The sequence below is a fragment of the Natronoarchaeum mannanilyticum genome, from assembly GCF_039522665.1.
Classification (GTDB): Archaea; Halobacteriota; Halobacteria; order Halobacteriales; family Natronoarchaeaceae; genus Natronoarchaeum; species Natronoarchaeum mannanilyticum.
The window spans coordinates 962,664-982,807 of sequence record NZ_BAAADV010000001.1 but is presented as its reverse complement, the minus strand read 5'-3'; the positions used below and the strand labels follow the sequence as shown (position 1 = coordinate 982,807).

The following is a 20,144-nucleotide window of genomic DNA, read 5'->3' as shown; positions in this document are numbered from 1 at the left end:
ATGTTTCCGCCGGTAGCGCGCCTGGCGATGGCCGCCAGTGGATACGTCAGACCGAGTAAGAGAACGGCGGCGGCGACGGCGCGCGTCGCACCGCCTCGATTACTCGTACATCGAGTCGATCTCGGCCTCGAATCGGTCGATGATGTTCCGGCGTTTCTTCTTCATCGTCGGCGTCATCAGGTCGTTGTTCTCGGTGAACTCCTGGCCGACCAGCCGGAACTTCTTGATCGTCTCGTAGCTCTCGAAGTTCTCGTTGACCTCGTCGACCTCCCGCTGGATGCGCTCGCGGACGCGCTCGTCGTCGGCCAGCTCGTCCTCGTCGTCGGGCAGGTCGATCCCCTCGCGGTCGGCCCACTTGCGCAGCCCGTCGAGATTCGGAACGACGATCGCGGAGACGAACTTGCGGCCGTCGCCGACGACCATGCACTGCTCGACGACCTCGCTGGAAGCGAACGCGTCCTCGATCGGCGCCGGGGCGACGTTCTTGCCCGTCGAGAGCACCAGGATCTGCTTGGCGCGCTCCTCGAACTCGATGTAGTCGTCCGGGCGGCGGTGGACCACGTCGCCGGTGCGGAACCAGCGGTCGTCGGCGTCGGTTCCCGCCGTTCCCCCGTCGGCCTCGGTCGGTTCGGAACCGGGCCCGCCGTCCTCGGCGGTCGCCGCGGCGTCGGCGGCGTCGGCGAGCGCCGCGTCCGAGACGAACGCCGATTCGGTTTCCTCGGGCTTGTTCCAGTAGCCCGCGGTGACGTTCGGCCCCCTGACGAGTAGCTCGCCGACTTCTCCCGGTCGATCCTCGTACTTCTCCTGGGAGACGATCGACCGGTCGATCCGCACGTCGACGTCGACGACCGGCGGGCCGATCGTTCCTACCTTGGGCTCCTCCGGCGGGTTGACGGCGACGACGGGCGCGGTCTCGGTGAGCCCGTACCCCTCGTAGATCGGCAGGCCCATCCCGTGGTACAGCGCGCAGAGTTCCGCCGAGAGGCTGCCGCCGCCGCTGATGAAGAACTCGACCTCGCCGCCCAGCGCCTCCTTGACCTGGCCGAACACGAGCTTGTCGGCGACTTTGCGCTTAGCTTCCAGCGCGATGCCCGGCGAGTCGGCCTCGTGGTACGCCCGGCCGACGTCGGTCGCCCACTCGAAGATTCGGGCCTTGAGATCCGACTCGCGGGCCTGCTCGCGGATCGCGTCGTACATCTTCTCGTACACGCGCGGCACGCTCGTGGCGGTCGTCGGCCCGACGGCCTGGAAGTCCTCCTGTACCGTGTCGGAACTCTCGGCGTAGCCCACGCAGGCGCCGGCCGCGAACATCAGGAAGTGTCCCGCGAGGCGCTCGAACACGTGCGCGAGCGGGAGAAAGGAGACGGTGCGGGTCTCCTGGTCGATTGCGGGCACGTCGCCCTTGTCCGGGCGCGGGCCGTACCGGGTGTACACCTGATTGACGTTCGACCGGAAGTTGGCGTGGGTGAGCTCGACGCCCTTGGGCTGGCCGGTCGTCCCCGACGTGTAGATCAGGCTCGCCAGATCCTCGGGGTCGCGCTCGTCGAGCCAGCCCTCGTACTCGTCGGGATCGAACAGCTCGGCGCCCCGATCGTGGACGTCCGCCAGCGTCAGGACGTCGTCGCGGTCGAACGCCTCGTCGCGCCTGTCGACCTCGTCCATCACGACGATGAACTCCAGATCGAGTTCGTCCTCGACGGCCAGCACGCGATCCAACAGCTCCTCGTTCTCGACGACGACGCCCTCCGCGCCGGGGTCGTCGAGCAGGTACTGGACCTGCCGGGGCGACGAGCCGGTGTAGACCGTCGTGACGACGCCGCCCGCCGCCAGCAGCGCGAAGTCGGACTGTGCCCACTCCATGCGCGTGTCGGCGAAGATGCCGACGCGCGTTCCGGCTTCGACGCCCAGATCGCGGAATCCGGCCGCGAGGTGGTGGACGATATCGCGCATCTCTGCGTAGGGGATCGACCGGAACTCGCCGTCGGGCGCCGCCGGGAGCACCGTCTCGGTCAGCGATCGGTCGTAGATCCCGCCCTTGTAGCGCTGGGCGGGCCGGTTCTCGTTGCGCTCGGCGCTCGCCTCGAACATCCGGGGGAGCGTCGTCATCCCGACTACCTCGTCCGAAAAGTCCCGTTCCGCCTCTCGCCAGTTCATGTGCATGTCAACGTCCCCCGTTCATGATAAAAGGTCCTGAACTGGCAGGGCGTGTATAGTTGTGGAATCGCGGCCGTGCATATCGATCGCTCATGGCGGTGGACGCAGGCTACGCGACCGACGTTTATATACTTCCGAGATGGATGTGAATATATCGATGGCTGGCGTCGTAGATCTCCTCGTGGCGATGTCGGTTCTGACGCTTCTGGGACTCGCGGTTCTCGACCGCTTTCGAGGCGAGTCACTGCAGCGCCAGGCGGGCACCGCGCTGCTCGGCGTCGGATTAGGTGTCGGCCTGTTTGCCGGGGACTTCCCGAGCGATTTTCGCATCGCCGCGGCGACGCTCGGCTTCGTACTCGTCAACGTCGGCGGATACGCGTACTATCGCGACGTGCGCCGAAGCGCGAGCGATGTGCGTTGAAACGCGAACCGTTACGACGAGTCGAGGTATCCCAGCACGCCCCGGACGTTCATCGCCGCCTCCGCTCGCGTCTTGTGCTCGCCCCAGATCTCGATCAGTTCCGGGTCGACGGTCTCGGCGAAGTGCTCGACGACGGCCTCGTCGTCGCCCCGCTCTTCGCGCTCGTCCTCGACGGCGCCGACCCACTCCGCGATCACGTCGGCGTACTCGTCGAGCACGCCGTCGGCCGGACACGGCCCGAAGTGGCCGAACAGCAGCGTCTCGACGCCGAGTTCCTGCAGCATCTCGACGTCGTCGATCGCCGCCTCCAGATCGAAGTTCGAGGGCGGCGACGTCGGCTCGATCCGGTCGAGCGAGGGCACCCAGATGCCCGCGGCGTCCGCGGTGAACGCCGCGTCGTTCGCGGGGTCCTCGAAGACGACCTGATGGGGCGCGTGGCCCGGCGCGTGGTGGGCGACCAGTTCGTGATCGCCCAGATCGATCGCGTCGCCGTCCGAGAGTTCGACGATCCGATCCTCGGCGATCGGGCGCGGTTCGACGTAGTACTGCCATTGGTCGCCGACTGCGCGCTTCGTTCCCTCGACGAGGCGCTCGGGGTCGACGAGGTGGCGCGCGCCGATCTCGTGGACGTACACGTCGGCGTTCGGGCAGTCCCGCGCGAGAAAGCCCGCGCCGCCCGCGTGGTCGAGGTGGACGTGCGTGACCGCGATCACCTCGATGTCGGCGAGCGCGAGCCCGACCGCCTCGATCGCGTCGACGACGCGCTCGTAGTTCGTGCCGAGCCCCGTATCGATCACCGCGGGGCGCTCGGCGTCGAGCACGTACACCGAGCCGTACTCGGGCGAGTCGTACATCCCGGTGTCGACGTAGTGCAAGTCCTCGCAGTTCCCGGTCGTCACCTCGAAGACGTCGCCTGCTGCCATACCTTGACGCGCGTCCCCCGGCCTCAAAGAACTTGGCGCGCCGGAACCCGTCGGCGTCGCTCGGCGCCGCTCCACGTCCCGCCGACGCGGCAGCCGACGCCCGAGTTCTCAGCCCCGCAACCTTATGGGAACCGCCCGGAAACAACCGGGCAATGAGATACTGCCACCACTGCGGGGCCGAGGTCGGGCCCCAGGCCGAGGTCTGCGACGAGTGCGACGGGGATCTGTTCGAGCCGCCGGAGGACCTCCGCGCCGACCTCGAAGAGGTCGCCGACGCGGACGACGCCGAGGACGACGCCGCTGAGGAGGCCGACCCGGAGGTCGCCGATGTCGAGGATAGCGAACCGGACGTCGACGCGGCGGCCGCCGACGGGGCTGACACTGTATCGGAAGGCGACGCCGACGACGAGGCGGACGCTGCAGCGGGCGACGACGGCGATGAGGGTCACGGTCGGGTGGACTCCCTGTTCTCGTCCGACGAATCCACCGCCGACGCGTCGGACGACGACCAGGGGTTCGTCGCGAAGATCAAGGGCCTGTTCCGGTAGGCGCCGGCCGGCCGGTCCGGCGCATCGACACGGTTTTGCCACGCGCCCCGGAACTCCCGAGCAAGAATGCTCGACAGAACGTTGCTCCGCGAGGACCCCGAGCAGGTGCGCCGCGCCGTCGAGGTGAAAGGCGTCGACGGCGTCGACGTCGACGAGATCGTCGCCCTCGACGAGGAGTGGCGCGACCTGAAGGCTCGCGGGGACGAGCTGCGCCACGAGCGCAACGAGGTCAGCCGGCAGATCGGCGAGTACAAGCAGTCCGGCGAGGAGGAGAAGGCCCAGGAGGCGATCGACCGCTCCCAGGAGCTCAAAGAGGAACTCGAGGAGGTCGAGGATCGCGCCGACGAGCTGAAAGACGAGATCGACGAGCGGATGCTCGAGCTCCCGAACATTCCCCACGAGGACGCGCCGGTCGGCGACGACGAATCGGACAACGTCGAGGTCGACCGCTGGGGATTCGACGAGCTGCGCGACCTGCCCGACGAGGTCGTCCCGCACTACGATCTGGGCGAGGAACTCGACGTGCTCGACTTCGAGCGCGGCGCGAAAGTCTCGGGCGGCGGGTTCCAGTTCGTCAAGGGCGAGGGCGCACGCTTAGAGCACGCGCTGATCCAGTTCATGCTCGACGTCCACCGCGAGCAGGAGTACGTCGACGTGCTGCCGCCGATCCCCGTCAACTCCCGATCGATGGAGGGGACCGGCCAGCTCCCGAAGTTCGCCGAGGACGCCTACCGCGTCGGCGCGCGGCAGGACGACGAGATCGAGGACGACGACCTCTGGCTCCTGCCGACCGCGGAGGTGCCGGTCACCAACATGTACCGCGACGAGATCCTGCTCGACGACGATCTCCCGATCAAGCACCAGGCGTTCTCGCCGAACTTCCGGCGCGAGGCCGGCGAGCACGGCACCGAAACCCGAGGATACGTTCGCGTCCACCAGTTCCACAAGGTCGAACTCGTCAACTTCGTCCGCCCCGACGAGAGCTACGACCGCCTCGACGAACTGGTAGAGGAGGCCGCCGAGGTGCTCGAACGCCTCGACCTTCCCTACCGCGTGCTGGAGATGTGCACGGGAGATATGGGCTTCACGCAGGCCAAGAAGTACGACATCGAGGTCTGGGCGCCCGGCGACGACATGGACGAGGGCCCCGAGGAGGGCGGGCGCTGGCTCGAAGTCTCCTCGGCGTCGAACTTCGAGGAGTTCCAGGCCCGGCGCGCCGGCCTCCGCTACCGGCCCGAGCGCCACGAATCGGCCGACTACCTCCACACGCTCAACGCCTCCGGCGTCGCGATCCCGCGGGTGCTGGTCGCGATTCTGGAGTACTACCAGAACGACGACGGCACCGTGACGGTGCCCGAGGCGCTCCGCCCCTACATGGGCGGTCAGGAGGTCATCGAAGGCCACGAACCGGTCGGCGAGTCCGCCGTCGGCGCCGGCGAGCGGGAGTAGTACCTTCTCAGCGCCGTTCGGCGCTGTCTCCGGTCACGGCGCGGACGTACGACCCGACGTTGAACGCCGCGAGCAGTCCGAACACGCCCGCGAGCGCGACGCCCGCGAGGCCGATCGGGCCGATCGCGATGATCGTGAACAGGCTGCCGTAGAACACGAGGAGGCCGCCGATCGCGGCGGTCAGGACGATCGCGAGGACTCGTATCGGGTCCATGGTTCGGCTTCCGACTCCGGCTCCATCTTTGTTTCCGTCTGATCTCGGCGAAGATATGGTCAGTGCGTGTACGTACGCAGGTGGACGATCCGGTCGTCCTCGACGTCGTGGACGTCAGCGAACCGGAACAGTTCCTCGCCCGACGAGTCGAGCAGCCGCCCCTGAACGGCCGCCCGGTCCTCGTCGACGAACACGCGCTCGATCTCGTGGGTCGTGTCGGTCTGCGGGCGGTCCTCGCGCATGAACGCGACGAACGCCTCGCGGTCCTCGAACGTCCGGTCGGGGCGTTCCTGGACGAACTCGGGGTCGAGCAGCCCGCGCAGGTCGTCGTAAGCGTGCTCGTCGAGCGCGTCGTAGAACGCGCGGACGAGCTCCTCGGGCGAGTCCATGGCGTTCGTTTCCGGTGGGAGGACACTAAAGGCTCCGCAGCGGGTACGTGCAGTAGATCATGAGCGGACCCCACCAGGACCAGGAACTCGTGACCGCCGGCGCGCCGCTCGACGCGGCGGACGCCGCCGCGGTGCTCGTCCACGGCCGCGGCGCCAGCGCGGGCAGCATCGTCCAGATGGCCGACGACTTCTACCAACACGGCGTGGCGTTCCTCGCGCCCCAGGCCGCCAGGAACACGTGGTATCCCAACTCGTTCCTCGCGCCGGTCGAGCAGAACGAGCCCGGCCGGAGCTCCGGTCTACAGGCGGTCGCCGACGCCGTCGACAAGGCCAACGACGCGGGAATCCCGACCGAGCGCGTCGTCGTGCTGGGGTTCTCGCAGGGCGCCTGCCTCGCCAGCGAGTTCGTCGCCAGGAACCCGACGCGCTACGGCGGGCTGGTGGCGCTGAGCGGCGGCCTCATCGGCGAGTCGGTCGACGAAGGCGACTACGAGGGTGACCTGGAGGGCACGCCCGCCTTCTTCGGCTGCAGCGACGTCGACCCCCACATCCCCGAGGAGCGCGTTCACGAGTCGGCGTCGGTGTTCGAGAACCTGAACGCGGCCGTCGAGAAGCGCCTCTACGAGGGGATGGGCCACGGCGTCAACGAGGACGAGGTCGAGTACGTCTCGGATCTGCTCGCGGATCTCGTCGAGGAGTAGGACGCGGCGCCGCGGCGCAGCTGCGCGGACGCCGCTCAGTACGCGTCGCGCAGCACGGCTTCGATCTCTTCTGCCCGAACGTCGAGCCCTTGCGGCGCGTTCGCGACGAACGAGTCCCCGACGATCGCCTCGGCGACCTGCGGGAACGCCTCGGGGTCGGGGCCGTCGACGTCGCGGAGTCGCGACGGCAGCCCCAGCGCGTCGCGCACCTCGGCGACGGCGTCGATCACCGCCTCGGCGGGATCGGCCGCCCCCGGTTCGCCCAGGGCCTCGGCGAGCAGGTCGCGCCGGGCGTCGACGCGCTCGAACAGGTACCGGAGGACGTGGGGCGCGACGACGGCGTGGGCCGCGCCCTGCTGGACGTCGTAGGTGCGGGTCAGCCCGTGGCCGAACGCGTGGATCATCGAGAGCGTCGTCCCGTCGGGCCGCGAGATGCCGTACTGGACGAGCCAGATCCCTTCGACGACCGGCTCCAGCGTCTCCGCAGTCGCCTCCTCCTCCGCGCCGAACTTCCGGAGCCCGTCCGCGAGCAGCCCCAGCCCGCGGGCCGCCGTGGCGTCGGTGACCGGCGTCGCGTTCCGGGCGTACAGCGTCTCGATCCCCTTGTCGAACCCGTTCATCGCCGAGGCCGCGAGGATCCGTTCGGGCGTCGTGGCGAACAGCTCGGGATCGTAGACGGTCGCGGTCGGCATCAGACGCGGGTCGGAGACGCCCCCGCCCACGGCGTCGGTGCCGGCCGGAACCGCGCTCTCGTCGACGAGATCGGAGCCAGGCGACGCCGTCACGCCGGCCACCGCGGAGAGGTCGGCGCCCGCGAGCGTCGTCGGAACGGCGACGACGGGCAGCAGCGAGCCCTCCGGCACGGAGATCGAGCCGGTGTCGGCGAGTTCGGCTCCCACCGCCTCTGGGTCGCGGTCGTCCGCCGAGAGCACGCTGATCATTTTCGCCACGTCGAGGCTGCTCCCGCCGCCCAGCGCGACCAGCGCGTCGGCGTCGTGCTTTCGGGCGGCGTCGAGGCCGTCGTACGCGGTGTCGAGGCGTTTCTCGGGCGTCGTCTCGTCGAACACGCCGGCGAGCCGGTCGCCGAGTCCCTCGGTGACTGGGTCGATCACCGCGGAGGTGCTTCCGACGGTCGATCCACAGACCACGAGCGCCCGCTCCAGTCCGTGTTTCTGGAGTTCGTCCGCGAGGTCGGCGGCGGCGCCCGTGCGGAACCTGACGACGCCGGGATCGTACTCGAACCGGACGCCGTCTCGGGAGTTTGGGTTGGCGTCGTGCGGGCTCATATCACTCGCTCCCGCTCTCGAACGAGGGGGTATCGAACTCGGGCAGCTGGGCCTCGATCGACTCGCGCTCGTCTTCGAGCCACTCGGGGAGCACCAGCGAGGAGCCAAGGTCTTCCACGTCCTCGTCGACCGCGAACCCGGGCCCGTTCGTCGCGACCTCGAAGAGGATGCCGCCGGGCTCGCGGCAGTAGATCGACCGGAAGTACTTGCGGTCGACGATATCGGTCGCGCGCAGTCCTTGATCGGCGAACGCCTCGCGGTAGCGCTGCTGTTCGTCCTCGTCTTCCGCCATGAAGGCGACGTGGTGGACCGTCCCGACGCCCATCCGGCCCCGCCCGGCGTCGGTCTCGACGAGGTCGACAGCTGATCCGGGGCCGCCCTCCGCGGCGCGGTAGCGGCGGCGGCCGTCGGATTCTTCCTCCAGTTCGTAGCCCAGCACGTCGGTCAGCACCGACGCGGTGGGGTCGAACTCCTCGACGGCGAGCGTCACGGCGTGGAATCCGCGGAGCTGGTGGTCGACCGGAACGGGGCCGTCGTCCCACAGGTCGACGTCGGCCTCGTCGGCCAGGTCGGTTGCGACGAGTTCGAGACCGATCCCGTCGGGGTCCTCGAAGCGGAGCACCGTCTCGCCGAAGCGCTCGCCCCGCTCGACGTCGACGTCCCGCGATTCGAGCCGATCGACCCAGAAGTCGACCGACTCGGGCGGGATCGCGTACGCGGTGTCCCGGGTCTGTCCGGCGCCGAACTCGCCGGGCCGGCCCCCTTCGGTCCAGGGGAAGAAGGTGATGTTCGTCCCCGGCGACCCGCGCTCGTCGCCGAAGTAGAAGTGGTAGGTGCCGGTGTCGTCGTGGTTGACCGTGCGCTTGATAAAGCGCAGGCCGAGCGTGCCGACGTAGAAGTCGGCGTTGCGCTGGGGGTCGCCCGCGATCGCGGTCACGTGGTGGAGTCCCGAAGTCGGCGGTGCCATAGTGCCACACCGTAGGGCCTCCACGTTGGTATGGCTTTGCGGACGGGGGCGCAACCAGGTTACGCCGACGTCACCGGCCGACGGCGACGTCGGCCAATCGTTAACTACGCACACGACCACGGTTCGGTATGACCTGCCCGTTTCTGGAGTACCGCCGCGAGTCGGGCGACCTGCAGTTCGACGAGGCTCGCGCGTACTGCGGCGCCGTCGAGCGGTTCGTCCAGCCGATGCGCGCCGACATCTGCAACGACCGGTACGACCTCGAGCACGCCGAGCACTGCGAGATCTACCGCGAGCACGCCGACGAGGTCGGAGACGGCGGCGATGCCGATGCGGCCGGCGCACGAGATACCGAAGACACCACCGGAAACGAGGTGTCCGACCAGTGAGCTACGAGGACTTTCTCGCGGGCGAGCCCCTGATCGTCACCGCGGCGCTGACCGGCGGCGTCCACGGGAAGGAGGCGAATCCCAACCTTCCCGAGACGCCCGAGGAGATCGGCCGGGCCGCCGCGGCCGCCGAGGACGCCGGCGCCGCGGTCGTCCACCTCCACGCGCGGCGGCCCAACGGCGAGCGCTCCTTTGCCGCCGAGCGCTTTCAGGAGATCGACGACGCGGTGCGGCGCCACGCCGACGACGTGGTGATCCAGCACTCGACCGGCGGGACCGGCGCGCCGGCCGCCGAGCGCCACCAGCCCCTCCGGACCGATCCGCCGCCCGAGATGGCGTCGCTCGACATGGGGCCGCTGAACCGGTACGACCGCCTGACCAGCGAGAACACGCGGGCGACGGTCGACGCGCTCCACGAGGAGATGCGGGCGCGGGGCATCAAGCCAGAACTGGAGGTGTTCAACGACGGCCACCGCAACGAGGTCCACGGCCTGCTCGAACGGCGCGACCTCGCCGATCCGGTGTACGCGACGCTGATCTTCGGCGGCGGGACGCTGACGCGGCCGCGCCCCCGAAACCTGCTGAACGCCGTCGAGGACCTCCCCGAGGGAGCGCTGTTCAACACGCTCGGATTCGGCCGCCACCAGCTACCCTTCGCGACGCTCGGGATCTTGCTGGGCGGGCACGTCCGCGTCGGGCTGGAGGACAACGTCTACTACGAGCGGGGCGAGCTCGCCGAGAGCAACGCCCAGCTCGTCGAGCGGGTCGTCCGCGTCGCCGAGACGCTCGGCCGGGAGGTCGCCACTCCGGCGCAGGCGCGCGAGATCCTCGGACTTCGAGCGATCGATCGCTGAGCCGGTCCGGCGCCGTTCGAGACGACGTTACAGACACTCAAGCTGTCACGCAACTATGCAGAAATCTCGGTGAATTCGAGTGGTAGGTAACGCCTTTTGTTTCGGTTCTCGTAACGGATCGTAATGGACACCGTCACGGTTCAGTCCGTCACCGACGGCGAGCGGCCGCGGGTGTTGCTCGTCGGACCCGCCGAGCACGTCGAGTCGACGGCGGACGAGCTCCGGGGCGCCCAGCCCGCGTTCGCGGTGACGACGGCGACCAGCGGCGAACGCGCCCGATCGATCGTCGGCGAGCGCGACGTCGACTGCGTCGTCTGCGCGGAGGCGCTGCCGGACACCGACGGGGTCTCCGTGCTGTACGCGATCCGGGACTCTCACCCGTCGATCCCGGTGTTCCTCTACGCGAGCGAGGGCAGCGAGGAGCTCGCCAGCGAGGCGATCTCGGCGGGCGTCACCGACTACGTCCCGGTGTCGCTGGGCGAGGAACAGCCGGCCGTACTCGCGAACCGAGTCATAAACGGCGTCGAGAAACACCGGACCGAGACGGCGCTGGAGCGCCAGCGCGAGCGGCTCGCGGCGATCAACCGGCTCCACCGCGTGCTCGAGGACGTCGCGGTGTCGGTGATCGAGACGCCGACGCGCGAGGAGATGGAACGCCGGGTCTGCGAGCGGCTCGTCGAGTCGGACTCCTACGCGTTCGCGTGGATCGGCGACGTCGATCGGGGTACGCGTGCGATCACGCCGTCGGCTTCGGCCGGCGGCGAGGAGGGATATCTCGAGGACGTGACGATCACTGCCGACGAGTCCGACACCGGGAAAGGGCCGGCGGGGACGGCCGTTCGCACCAGCGAGCCCCAGATCGTCGGCGATATCGCGACCGCCGAGTCCTTCGAGCCGTGGCGCGAAACCACCCTCGAACGGGGCTTCCGGTCGGCGGCGTCGATCCCGATCACCCACCGCGGGTCTGTGTACGGCGTGCTGACCGTCTACTCCGAGCGAACGAACGCGTTCGGCGGCCGCGAGAGCGAGATTCTCGACGCCCTCGGCGACGTGCTGGGCCACGCGTTCAACGCCGTCCAGCGCAAGAAGACGCTGATGGGCGACGTGCTGACGGAACTGGAGTTCCGGATTCCCGAACTCGAGTCGCCGCTGGTCGCCGCGACCGAGGAGCGGGACTGCTCGATCCGCGTCGATCGCACGCTGCCCGCCGGCGAGGACGAGTACGTCCAGTATCTCACGGTCGAGGGGATCCCCCCCGACGCGGTCCGCGACCTCGCAGCGCAGGTCGACAGCGTCGAGCGCGTCTCGCACCTCGGCGCCGAGGAAACGGAGACCGAACACCAGTTCGAGGTCGCCCAGTCCGATCCGCCGCTGACGAGCACGGTCGCGGCGTTCGGCGGCCGCGTCCGATCCGGGACCGTCCGGGACGGCGAGTTCCGCGCGACGGTCGAGCTGCCGCCGGACGCCGACGTCCGGTCGATCCTCGAGGCCGTCCGGGAGCGGTACGCCGACGCCGAACTCGTCGCCCAGCGCACGACCGAGCAGGACGCCGTGACGACCGGCGAGTTCCGCAGCCGCGTGTTCGAGGAACTCACCGAGAAGCAACGCACCGCGCTGGAAGCCGCGTACTTCTCGGGCTTTTTCGAGTGGCCCCGCGAGAACAGCGGCGAGGAGATCGCCGAGACGCTCGGCGTCGCGCCGGCGACGTTCTCCCAGCACATCCGCAACGCCGAGCGCAAGATCGGCGACGTCCTGCTCGACGAGGCGCGCGACGACGAAGCGCCCGAGGGCGCGGGCGACGACTGACTACTGCTCGTCGAGGTCCGCGCCGCACTCGGGGCACTGGTCGTCCTGCCTGTGTGCCGTCGCGTCGCACTCCTCGCAGATCACGAGATGACAGGCGGGATCGCCCATGTGCTGTGCTGACGAGCTTTGGCGTCAAAAGCCTGACTGCCGGGTCGGATGCGGCGCCGTACCACGGTACGGCGTCGGCTCCGTATCGAAATCCTTTTTTCTCCCATCGACCGAGTAGGGAGTACGCCACGCGGCGCGCCGCCTTAGCTCAGACTGGGAGAGCACTCGACTGAAGATCGAGCTGTCCCCGGTTCAAATCCGGGAGGCGGCATATTCTGAGGCTACGAACGAAGTGAGTAGCCGAAGAAACGACGCCGACTGGATCTGAGCCCTGGAAGACGAACGAAGTGAGTCTTCCTCCGGTTCAAATCCGGGAGGCGGCATACTTTTGCGGCGAACTCAGCGAGCAGTTCATCTGCTCGCCTCCTCGTGACCGGGAGGCGGCACTCCTCTGAGCACCCCCGCCTAGCGAGGCGTTTCATCGCCGGGTCGAGGCGGGGTCGAGCGGTGTCGTCGCCGTGCGGCGAACGGCCGTCATGATCTTGTTTCCATGTCCTCACAACCGTGACGCATTATAAATAATTATTATTGTGAAGTTCCTAGGAATTGGCTATGGCGTCGTTTTCGGCCGATCACTCGCCTCAGGCCAGTATAGAGCGCCTGACCGCTCCGGACGCGCTCACCGTCCTCCACGTCGACGACGATCCCGGGTTCGCCGACCTCGTTGCGACCTATCTCGAGCGGGAGAGCGATTCGATGGAGGTGCTCACCGAGACCAGCGCGGTGGACGGGATCGAGCGGCTCGGGCGCGCCGACGTCGACTGCGTCGTCAGCGACTACGACCTGCCTCGCACGGACGGCCTAGAGTTTCTCGACGCCGTTCGCGAGGAGCACCCGGAGCTCCCCTTCATCCTCTACACCGGCAAGGGAAGCGAGGAGATCGCCAGCGAGGCGATCTCGGCGGGCGTCACCGACTACCTGCAGAAGGGCGGCGGCACTGACCAGTACGCGGTGCTGGCGAACCGGGTCCGCAACGCCGTCGAGCAGCATCGCGCCACCAGAGAAGTCGAGCGGGGATTCCAGGCGATCGAGACGGCGCGGGAGGGCATCTCGTTTCTGGACGAGGACGGGAAATTCCTCTACGTCAACCCGGCGTACGCCGACGCGTACGGCTACGACCGCGAGGAGCTGATCGGCGAACACTGGAAGGTGCTGTACCCCGACGACGGCGTCGAGCAGGTGTACGACGAGATCCTGCCGTCGGTCCCCGCCGACGGCAAGTGGACCGGCGAGAGCGTCCACCGCCGAAAGGACGGCACCGAGTTAATCGTCAGTCACGCGCTCGCGTACTGCAGCGAGGGGACGCTGCTGTGTTTCATCCAGGACGTCAGCGAGGCGAAGGCGATGGAGCGGACGCTCGAACGCCAGCGTCGACACTTCGAGCAGTTCGTCGACGCGGTCGAGGAGTACGCCATCTTCGCGCTCGACACGGAGGGCCGAGTCACCAGCTGGAACCGCGGCGCCGAACGGCTGAAGGGGTACAGTGCGGACGAAATAGTCGGCGAACACCTCTCGACGTTCTATCCCGACGCGAAGGCCGAACAGGGGTATCCCGAGGAGCTCCTGGCGACCGCGCGCGAAGAGGGATCGGTCGAGGACGAAGGCTGGCGGGTCCGCAAGGACGGCTCGACGTTCTGGGCGAACGTCGTGATTACCGCCGTTTGCGACGACAACGGCTGCCATCAGGGGTTCCTGAAAGTCACGCGCGACCTGACCGACCGGCGCCGCCGAGGCGCCGACGATGGCGACGTCCTCGCTGCGGACGACGGTATCGACGATCGGCTCCTCGAACGGGCGATCGACGAGGTGCCCGTCGGGATAACGATCAGCGGGCCGCCGTCGGATGACGTCCCGCTCGTCTACGCCAACGAGGCGTTCGTCAGGCTGACCGGCTACTCGCGGGAGGAGATCCTCGGGCACAACTGTCGGTTTCTGCAGGGCGAGGCGACCCGACCGGAACCGGTCCGCGAACTGGCCGCCGCCATCGAGGCCGGGGCGGGGACGACCGTCGAACTACGGAACTACCGGAAGGACGGCACCGAGTTCTGGAACCGCGTGTCGATCACGCCGATCCGGGACGACGCCGGCGACGTGACTAACTACGTGGGGTTCCAGCAGGACGTCACCGACCGGAAACGCCTGGAGCGCCAGCTCGACCGGCAGCTGGCGCAGTTCGAGCACTTCGGCGGCGTGCTGTCCCACGACTTCCGGACGCCGCTGACCACGGTTCGCGGGCGGCTCCAACTGGCCCGGGAAACGGGCGACACGGACCATCTCGACCAGGCGACGGCAGCGCTCGATCGCCTCGAAGAGCTCGTCGACAACCTCTCGAGCGCGATGCGGAAAGGGGAGCTCGTCGACGAGCCGACGGCGGTCGGGCTCGGGGACTGTCTGCGGTCGGTCTGGGAGACCCTGGAGACGGGCGACGCGACCTTGCGGATCGAGACCGACGGCTCGATCCGCGCCGACGCCGAGGCGCTCAAGCGACTGGTCGAGAACCTGTTCGCGAACGCGCTCGAGCACGCCGGGGCCGAGGTGACGGTGACGGCCGGCGCGCTCGCGGACGGGTTCTACGTCGAGGACGACGGCCCGGGGATTCCTATCGACGACCGAAACCGCGTGTTCGAGGCGGGGTACTCGACGCGCGAGGGCAGCCACGGGTTCGGATTGGCGAGCGTGAAACAGCTCGCGGTCGCTCACGGGTGGGACATCACCGCGACCGACGGAAGTGATGGCGGCGCCCGCTTCGAGATCACCGACGCCGAGGTAGAGCGCCAGGTGGGCTAACTCGCTCGGTCAGTTCTCGCAGGCTTCGTGGACGATCTCGTCGTTCGCGTTCGGGCCGCGCGCCTGTCCGACGACGATCGGCTCGCCGCAGGCCGCACAGTGGAGCTTCGCCGTCTCGTCGGTCGTCTCGGATTCGGTCGATTCCTCCTCGTCGGTCGCGCCGATCGCGTCGACGTCGAGTTCGGTTAGCTCGTCGCCGCTGTCGACCGCCTTGTAGCCGAGCACGACCGCGCCGGCGCCCGCCAGCGCGCCGCGCAGCCGCTTTCCGTTTCTGAGCGAGCCGATCGCCGCGACCGCCAGCGCGCCGGCGGCGACTATGCGAGCGAGTCGGCTGCGATCGTCGACGACGGTCTGCAGTTCCATATCCGAACGGATGGGCTCCGCACTCTTGAAGGTCACCGTCGCGACAACGCGCGGCGCTGTCGTCACCCGTCGAGGCGGCGCGGATCACTCCAGGACGACGTACGTCCGCGTCGTGCCGACGCCGTCCAGCGCTCGTATCTCCCTCGTCAGGATCCGCTGGAGGTCGTAGGGACGATCTCCTTCGAGTTCGACGACGATGTCGAAATCGCCCGCGACGACGTGGGCCTCGGTGACGCCGTCGAACGTTCGGATCCGCTCGCACAGTGCCGGCGACGTGCCCTCCCCGGTGTCGATCATCGCGTACGCCCTGACCATCGCGTCGTACTTCGCGCTCCGCCGTGAAAACACCCCTCCGACGTCTGCTGTCGGCCGCCTTCGGAACCTAGACGCCCCTGCGTCACGACGCCGAATCAGGCCAGCGGTTTTCCCGTCGGTCGTCGAACGTGACGTATGGGCGTCATCGGCGACACCGGCGCCGAAAGAGTTCTCTGGCTGGTGATCGGCCTCGCGCTGGCGGCGCTGGTCGGCCTCGCGCTGTACAGTTACATCGGCGCGCTCGTCTCGGCGATATTCATCTACTACGCGGTTCGACCGATCTACCGGCGGATCGAGGCGCGCACGGACTACCCGAACGTCGCCGTTACGCTCACGCTGCTCGTGCTTGTGGTGCCGATGCTGCTGGTGATCGGGTACGCCGGATTTCTGCTGGTCAACGAGGTCGATCGACTCCTCTCTGGCGGCGTTCTCTCCGCGTTCCGCCCGTACTTCCAGCCGTACATCGAGTACGCCCGGCAGGGCGAGGTCCAGCAGATCAGAGACGCGCTCACCGGCCAGGGCCGCTTGCAAGGATCGACGGTCAGTGCCGCGCTCCGGGACCTGTTCACCCGGTTCGCGAGCGTTCTGGGAGTGTTGTTCGGCGTGCTCACCAGAGTCGTCCTGATGCTCATCTTCCTGTTTTACCTGCTCCGAGACGGCCACAAGCTCCGGAACTGGTTCGTCGACGCCGTCGATCGCGACGAGCGGATCGTCTCGTTCGTCGAGAGCGTGGACGACGACCTCGAGACGGTCTTTTTCAACAACCTCGCCTTCATCGTGTTCACGGCGATCCAGGCGTCGATCATCTACTTCGCGTTCAACCTGGTCGCGCCGCGCAGAGCCGTCGTCGGGACGCCGGTGTTGCTCGGCGCGCTCATCGGGATCGGGACACTCATCCCGGTCGTCGGCATGAAGATCGTCTACCTGCCCTACGCCGCCTACCTCGGCGTCCTCGCCGTGACGACGGCGACGCCGATCTGGCACCCGGTCGCATTCCTGGCGGTTTCGGCCGTCATCGTCGACACGATCCCCGACGTCGTGATCCGGCCGTACCTCTCCGGACGCAACACGCTCCACATCGGTCTCGTGATGCTGGGCTACTTCCTCGGGGCGCTGACGTTCGGCTGGTGGGGGTTGTTCTTCGGCCCGATCGTCGTCGTCGCGGCTGTCCACTTCGGCGAGCAGGTCTTTCCGTGGCTGGCCGGCGAGTACCTGCATCGGTGACGAGGGGGCGGCGCTCGCGGCCGAGCGTGGGGCGCCCCAGCGCCGACGGCTGACCGCGAAGCGGCGTCCCCTCGCCGCCGCGATGCGCTGTTTAGGCCCAACTCACAACCCCCTCGCGGTCGTATACGGACGCATGCTCGCGGTCGACCTCCACTCGCACACGCGCTTTTTCCACGGCCGGCGTCGCCTCGGCGACCTGTTCGACCCGGTCGGCGTCGAGTTGCTCACCCGGACGGCCGCCGCGCGAGGGCTCGACGGCCTCGCGACGACGAACCACGACTACTACACGCCCTTCGAGGATCGAAACTCGGTGTCGGTGTTGCCGGGCATCGAGGTGACGACCAGCGACGGCCACGTGCTGATCGTCGGCCCCGACCCGCCCGTCGAGACCGAGCAGGGAGAACTGACGCCGACCGAGACCGTCGAGTTGGCTCACGATCGGAACTGCGCGGCGATCCTGGCCCACCCGTTCCGGGACAGCAGCCTGCGCGAAGCCGACGCCGGGTTCGACGCCGTCGAGATCAACGGCAAGCACCCCCGGACCAGCGACTGGGTGCGCGAGCTGGCCGACGACCTCGACTTGCCGCTCGTGGGCGGCAGCGACGCCCACTACCCGATCGAGGTCGGGCGGGCCCACACCGCGATCGACGCCGAGGAGCTGACGCCCGAGAGCGTCGTCGCGGCGATCCGGGACGGCCGCGTCGAGGCCCGGGTCGACGACTGGCTCCCCCATCGGGCGATCCGCAAGGGGTACCGGTTCGTCCACGGGCAGAAGGGCCACTTCGAGCGCCCGGAGGTGACGACGCCGGGCTTCGGCGTCCCGCCCGAGGAGTGAGGCTCGCCGGGAGAGCGGGGTCCGGACCGCGATCAGCGCTGCTCGTCCAGAATCAGCCGCGTCTTCGTGCTCACGACGTCCTCGAGCTCGCGGGCCTTCGTGATCAGCTCGTTGAGCGCCTGCGTGTCCGCGGCGTCGACGATCAGCACGACGTCCTCCTCGCCGCTGACCTGCCAGACGAAGTCGACGAGCTGCCACTCGGCCATCTGCTCGGACACCGCGGTCGTGTCGACGTCGACCGCGACGCTGACCTCGACCATCGCCTTGACGTTGCCCGTCCGCGTCGAGACGGTAAAGCGGTCGATGACGCCCTCCTCGGTCATCCGCTCGACGCGGTTCCTGACCGTGCCCTCGGAGGTCCCGACCTGCTCGGCGATTTCGGTGTACGGCGTCCGGGCGTCCCGCCGCAGCACGTTCAGGATCTGCTGATCGAGGTCGTCCATCGGATGGCCGGTGCTACGCCGGGGGGCCACTTACCCGTTACGAAATTCGTAACTTCACTTCGAAAGCAAGCTTTATGCACCGGAAGGGCATACGCATATCGTAACGATGGATGCCTACGTAGCGCTCGAGGGCGGTCACGTGGTCGAAGCCCGTGGTCGCGTTCCGGGAAGTACACGCGGCGAACTCGTTTTCACCACAGCGTACACGGGCTACGAGGAGAGCCTGACCGACCCCTCCTACGAGGAGCAGGTCCTGACGTTCTCGTACCCGCTGATCGGCAACTACGGCGTCCGGGAGGACCGCTTCGAGTCCGATCGGGTCCACCCCAACGCCGTCGTCGCCCGCGAGCTCACCGACGAGGTCGTCGAGTGGCTCGACGAGGAAGACACCCCCGCGGTCGACCATCTCGACACCCGCGACCTCGTGACCGACATCCGCGAGGGCGGCGCCATGAAATGTGGCATCGCCGTCGGCGAGGACGTCACCGAGCAGGACGCGCTCGACGAACTCGACGCCTGCAAGGGGATGAGCGAGCACACCGAGATCGGCGAGCAGGTCAGCGTCGACGAGCCCGAACACCACGAGGGCGCCGAGGGCGGCGTCGACGCCTCGGTCACGCTGATCGACTGCGGCGCGAAGGGCTCGATCGTCGACTCGCTCAACGAGCGCGGCGCCGACGTCGACGTGCTGCCCCACGACGCGTCGGTCGAGGACGTCGAGAGCTACGACACCGACGTCCTCTTTATCTCGAACGGCCCCGGCGACCCCGCGAACTTCGAGGCGACGATCGAGCTGGTCGACCACTTCGCCGGTGAGGTTCCCCTCGCGGGCATCTGTCTCGGCCAGCAGATCGTCGCCGAGGCGCTGGGCGGCACCACCGAGAAGATGGACTTCGGCCACCGCGGCGTCAACCAGCCCGTCATGGACGTCCGCACCAACCAGGTCGTCATGACGACCCAGAACCACGGCTACACCGTCGACGAGCCCGGCGAGACGCTGGAGGTCACTCAGTTTAACGTCAACGACGACACGCCCGAAGGGCTCGACAACGACGAGCTGGACATCATCACGCGCCAGTACCACCCCGAGGCCAACCCCGGCCCGAACGACTCGCTCGACTTCTTCGACGACGTGCTCGCGATGACCGACTCCGCCGCGACCCAGACGACCGTCACGGCCGACGACTGAGCGCCGTCGGCGTCCGTTCGATTTTCGCAGTTTTCCCGCCGACCGACATCTCGCCGTCATCCAGAAGTGTCCCGAGCGGCTAGTCCGTCGTGCTATGACCGACGCCTGCCCCAACTGCGGCGCGCCCTACAGCGCGACGACCACCGTCGAGATGGGCGACCGGTACGAGGGCGCGTTCGGCGCCACGCCCCGGAGCTTCCTGACCGACTACGTCCGCGTCTGTTCGGATCCGGAGACCGCCCGGCGCGCCGGCCGAGAGTCCCACGTCGACCTCGACGTGTTCCTCCACAGCGCGAGCGATCTCGGTGCGGGCAACGCGACCGCGTAGAGCCGCGGCGTGACGTTCGCAGCGGCGTCGACGAGCGCAGTCGAGTCGGCGCAGTAGACGCCAGCACGACGACCCGCGCCCGGCGCGGCGCCGAACCATCACGAATATAATGGGTGGAACGGTACGTGAACGTATGTCGCAACGCGCACCGGCCCCGACCGGACGCTGCACTCTCGGTCGACCCCTCCCGGTCTCGCTGGACACGGCCAACCCGATGAGCTGGCGACTCGGCGAACGGAACACCGACGACGCGGCAACGCTGGGCGAGTGGGAACACGCCAGCGGGCGCGTCGTTACGATCTTCGAGGCGACACCCGACACGGCGATCCTGCGCTGCAAGACGCCGGCGGGCCGGGAGCGGTACTACGGCATCGCGAGGATCGACCTCGAACGGGAGATCGAAGCGTTCGAGCGCTCAGACGGCTGGCGGGGCTCCGCGGACGGCCTGTAA

22 protein-coding genes and 1 tRNA gene are annotated in these 20,144 nt (G+C 68.4%); 14 read left to right on the top strand and 9 right to left on the bottom strand.

Annotation, left to right across the window (positions count from 1 at the left end; all coding sequences use genetic code 11):
* Positions 1-99 precede the first annotated feature (99 nt).
* Entirely contained in the window at positions 100-2,154 is a 2,055-nt protein-coding gene (locus ABDZ81_RS05155) for an AMP-dependent synthetase/ligase (RefSeq protein ID WP_343772816.1), read from the bottom strand.
* 187 nt (positions 2,155-2,341) lie between these two features.
* Here ABDZ81_RS05155 and ABDZ81_RS05150 point away from each other — a divergent pair, with 187 nt between their 5' ends.
* A complete protein-coding gene (locus tag ABDZ81_RS05150) occupies positions 2,342-2,575 on the top strand; it encodes a hypothetical protein (protein ID WP_343772815.1) in 234 nt (77 codons plus the stop codon).
* Positions 2,576-2,586: 11 nt separating this feature from the next.
* Here ABDZ81_RS05150 and ABDZ81_RS05145 read toward each other — a convergent pair whose 3' ends face one another.
* The gene (locus tag ABDZ81_RS05145) at positions 2,587-3,498 is read right to left on the bottom strand and encodes an MBL fold metallo-hydrolase (protein ID WP_343772814.1); all 912 of its coding nucleotides are present in this window, start codon (positions 3,496-3,498) and stop codon (positions 2,587-2,589) included.
* A gap of 152 nt (positions 3,499-3,650) precedes the next feature.
* Here ABDZ81_RS05145 and ABDZ81_RS05140 point away from each other — a divergent pair, with 152 nt between their 5' ends.
* Together ABDZ81_RS05140 and serS are read left to right on the top strand one after the other, a co-directional pair.
* Positions 3,651-4,046, top strand: coding sequence for a hypothetical protein (locus ABDZ81_RS05140; RefSeq protein WP_343772813.1), 396 nt, complete (start codon positions 3,651-3,653; stop codon positions 4,044-4,046).
* Between the two features lie 66 nt (positions 4,047-4,112).
* Complete coding sequence (serS, locus tag ABDZ81_RS05135; RefSeq protein ID WP_343772812.1) at positions 4,113-5,495, top strand: serine--tRNA ligase; 1,383 nt, start codon at positions 4,113-4,115, stop codon at positions 5,493-5,495.
* A gap of 7 nt (positions 5,496-5,502) precedes the next feature.
* Here the strand turns inward: serS and ABDZ81_RS05130 are convergent, their stop codons facing one another.
* Positions 5,503-5,709, bottom strand: coding sequence for a hypothetical protein (locus ABDZ81_RS05130; RefSeq protein ID WP_343772811.1), 207 nt, complete (start codon positions 5,707-5,709; stop codon positions 5,503-5,505).
* A 59-nt stretch (positions 5,710-5,768) separates the two neighbouring features.
* Positions 5,769-6,098, bottom strand: a complete 330-nt coding sequence (locus ABDZ81_RS05125) for a nuclear transport factor 2 family protein (protein WP_343772810.1) — start codon at positions 6,096-6,098, stop codon at positions 5,769-5,771.
* A 59-nt stretch (positions 6,099-6,157) separates the two neighbouring features.
* Between ABDZ81_RS05125 and ABDZ81_RS05120 the strand changes: the two genes are divergently transcribed.
* Positions 6,158-6,799 (top strand): alpha/beta hydrolase, encoded by a 642-nt coding sequence (locus ABDZ81_RS05120; protein ID WP_343772809.1) that lies wholly within the window; start codon positions 6,158-6,160, stop codon positions 6,797-6,799.
* 35 nt (positions 6,800-6,834) lie between these two features.
* Here the strand turns inward: ABDZ81_RS05120 and ABDZ81_RS05115 are convergent, their stop codons facing one another.
* Both ABDZ81_RS05115 and ABDZ81_RS05110 read right to left on the bottom strand, forming a co-directional pair.
* Positions 6,835-8,085 carry an iron-containing alcohol dehydrogenase family protein gene (locus ABDZ81_RS05115; RefSeq protein ID WP_343772808.1) on the bottom strand — a complete coding sequence of 417 codons (1,251 nt, stop codon included), beginning with the start codon at positions 8,083-8,085 and terminating at the stop codon, positions 6,835-6,837.
* A 1-nt stretch (position 8,086) separates the two neighbouring features.
* Entirely contained in the window at positions 8,087-9,052 is a 966-nt protein-coding gene (locus tag ABDZ81_RS05110; RefSeq protein ID WP_343772806.1) for a ring-cleaving dioxygenase, read from the bottom strand.
* 128 nt (positions 9,053-9,180) lie between these two features.
* Between ABDZ81_RS05110 and ABDZ81_RS05105 the strand changes: the two genes are divergently transcribed.
* The 5 genes from ABDZ81_RS05105 (at position 9,181) to ABDZ81_RS05085 (ending at position 14,996) form a co-directional block, all read left to right on the top strand.
* A complete protein-coding gene (locus tag ABDZ81_RS05105; protein WP_343772805.1) occupies positions 9,181-9,441 on the top strand; it encodes a hypothetical protein in 261 nt (86 codons plus the stop codon).
* Positions 9,438-10,295: a beta-keto acid cleavage family enzyme gene (locus ABDZ81_RS05100; RefSeq protein WP_343772804.1), complete on the top strand. Its 858-nt coding sequence runs from the start codon at positions 9,438-9,440 to the stop codon at positions 10,293-10,295. Before ABDZ81_RS05105 ends, ABDZ81_RS05100 begins: the two co-directional genes overlap by 4 nt.
* 123 nt (positions 10,296-10,418) lie before the next feature.
* Positions 10,419-12,101 carry a bacterio-opsin activator domain-containing protein gene (locus ABDZ81_RS05095; RefSeq protein WP_343772803.1) on the top strand — a complete coding sequence of 561 codons (1,683 nt, stop codon included), beginning with the start codon at positions 10,419-10,421 and terminating at the stop codon, positions 12,099-12,101.
* 245 nt (positions 12,102-12,346) lie between these two features.
* Positions 12,347-12,420: transfer RNA gene (locus tag ABDZ81_RS05090), tRNA-Phe, on the top strand.
* 341 nt (positions 12,421-12,761) lie between these two features.
* The gene (locus ABDZ81_RS05085) at positions 12,762-14,996 is read left to right on the top strand and encodes a hybrid sensor histidine kinase/response regulator (RefSeq protein WP_343772802.1); all 2,235 of its coding nucleotides are present in this window, start codon (positions 12,762-12,764) and stop codon (positions 14,994-14,996) included.
* 9 nt (positions 14,997-15,005) lie between these two features.
* Here ABDZ81_RS05085 and ABDZ81_RS05080 read toward each other — a convergent pair whose 3' ends face one another.
* Positions 15,006-15,359 (bottom strand): DUF2892 domain-containing protein, encoded by a 354-nt coding sequence (locus ABDZ81_RS05080; protein WP_343772801.1) that lies wholly within the window; start codon positions 15,357-15,359, stop codon positions 15,006-15,008.
* Between the two features lie 84 nt (positions 15,360-15,443).
* The gene (locus ABDZ81_RS05075) at positions 15,444-15,674 is read right to left on the bottom strand and encodes an Lrp/AsnC ligand binding domain-containing protein (RefSeq protein WP_343772799.1); all 231 of its coding nucleotides are present in this window, start codon (positions 15,672-15,674) and stop codon (positions 15,444-15,446) included.
* Between the two features lie 135 nt (positions 15,675-15,809).
* On the opposite strand from ABDZ81_RS05075, the gene ABDZ81_RS05070 reads away from it, so the two are divergent.
* Positions 15,810-16,898, top strand: coding sequence for an AI-2E family transporter (locus tag ABDZ81_RS05070; RefSeq protein WP_343772798.1), 1,089 nt, complete (start codon positions 15,810-15,812; stop codon positions 16,896-16,898).
* 133 nt (positions 16,899-17,031) lie between these two features.
* Entirely contained in the window at positions 17,032-17,733 is a 702-nt protein-coding gene (locus ABDZ81_RS05065; RefSeq protein WP_343772797.1) for a CehA/McbA family metallohydrolase, read from the top strand.
* A 32-nt stretch (positions 17,734-17,765) separates the two neighbouring features.
* Here ABDZ81_RS05065 and ABDZ81_RS05060 read toward each other — a convergent pair whose 3' ends face one another.
* On the bottom strand, positions 17,766-18,176 hold the full coding sequence (locus ABDZ81_RS05060; protein WP_343772796.1) for an Lrp/AsnC family transcriptional regulator: 411 nt from the start codon (positions 18,174-18,176) through the stop codon (positions 17,766-17,768).
* A 106-nt stretch (positions 18,177-18,282) separates the two neighbouring features.
* Between ABDZ81_RS05060 and carA the strand changes: the two genes are divergently transcribed.
* From carA to ABDZ81_RS05045, 3 genes are all read left to right on the top strand, one after another.
* Positions 18,283-19,365 carry a glutamine-hydrolyzing carbamoyl-phosphate synthase small subunit gene (carA, locus tag ABDZ81_RS05055; RefSeq protein WP_343772795.1) on the top strand — a complete coding sequence of 361 codons (1,083 nt, stop codon included), beginning with the start codon at positions 18,283-18,285 and terminating at the stop codon, positions 19,363-19,365.
* Between the two features lie 94 nt (positions 19,366-19,459).
* The gene (locus tag ABDZ81_RS05050; protein ID WP_343772793.1) at positions 19,460-19,693 is read left to right on the top strand and encodes a hypothetical protein; all 234 of its coding nucleotides are present in this window, start codon (positions 19,460-19,462) and stop codon (positions 19,691-19,693) included.
* 133 nt (positions 19,694-19,826) lie between these two features.
* Positions 19,827-20,144 carry a hypothetical protein gene (locus ABDZ81_RS05045; RefSeq protein ID WP_343772791.1) on the top strand — a complete coding sequence of 106 codons (318 nt, stop codon included), beginning with the start codon at positions 19,827-19,829 and terminating at the stop codon, positions 20,142-20,144.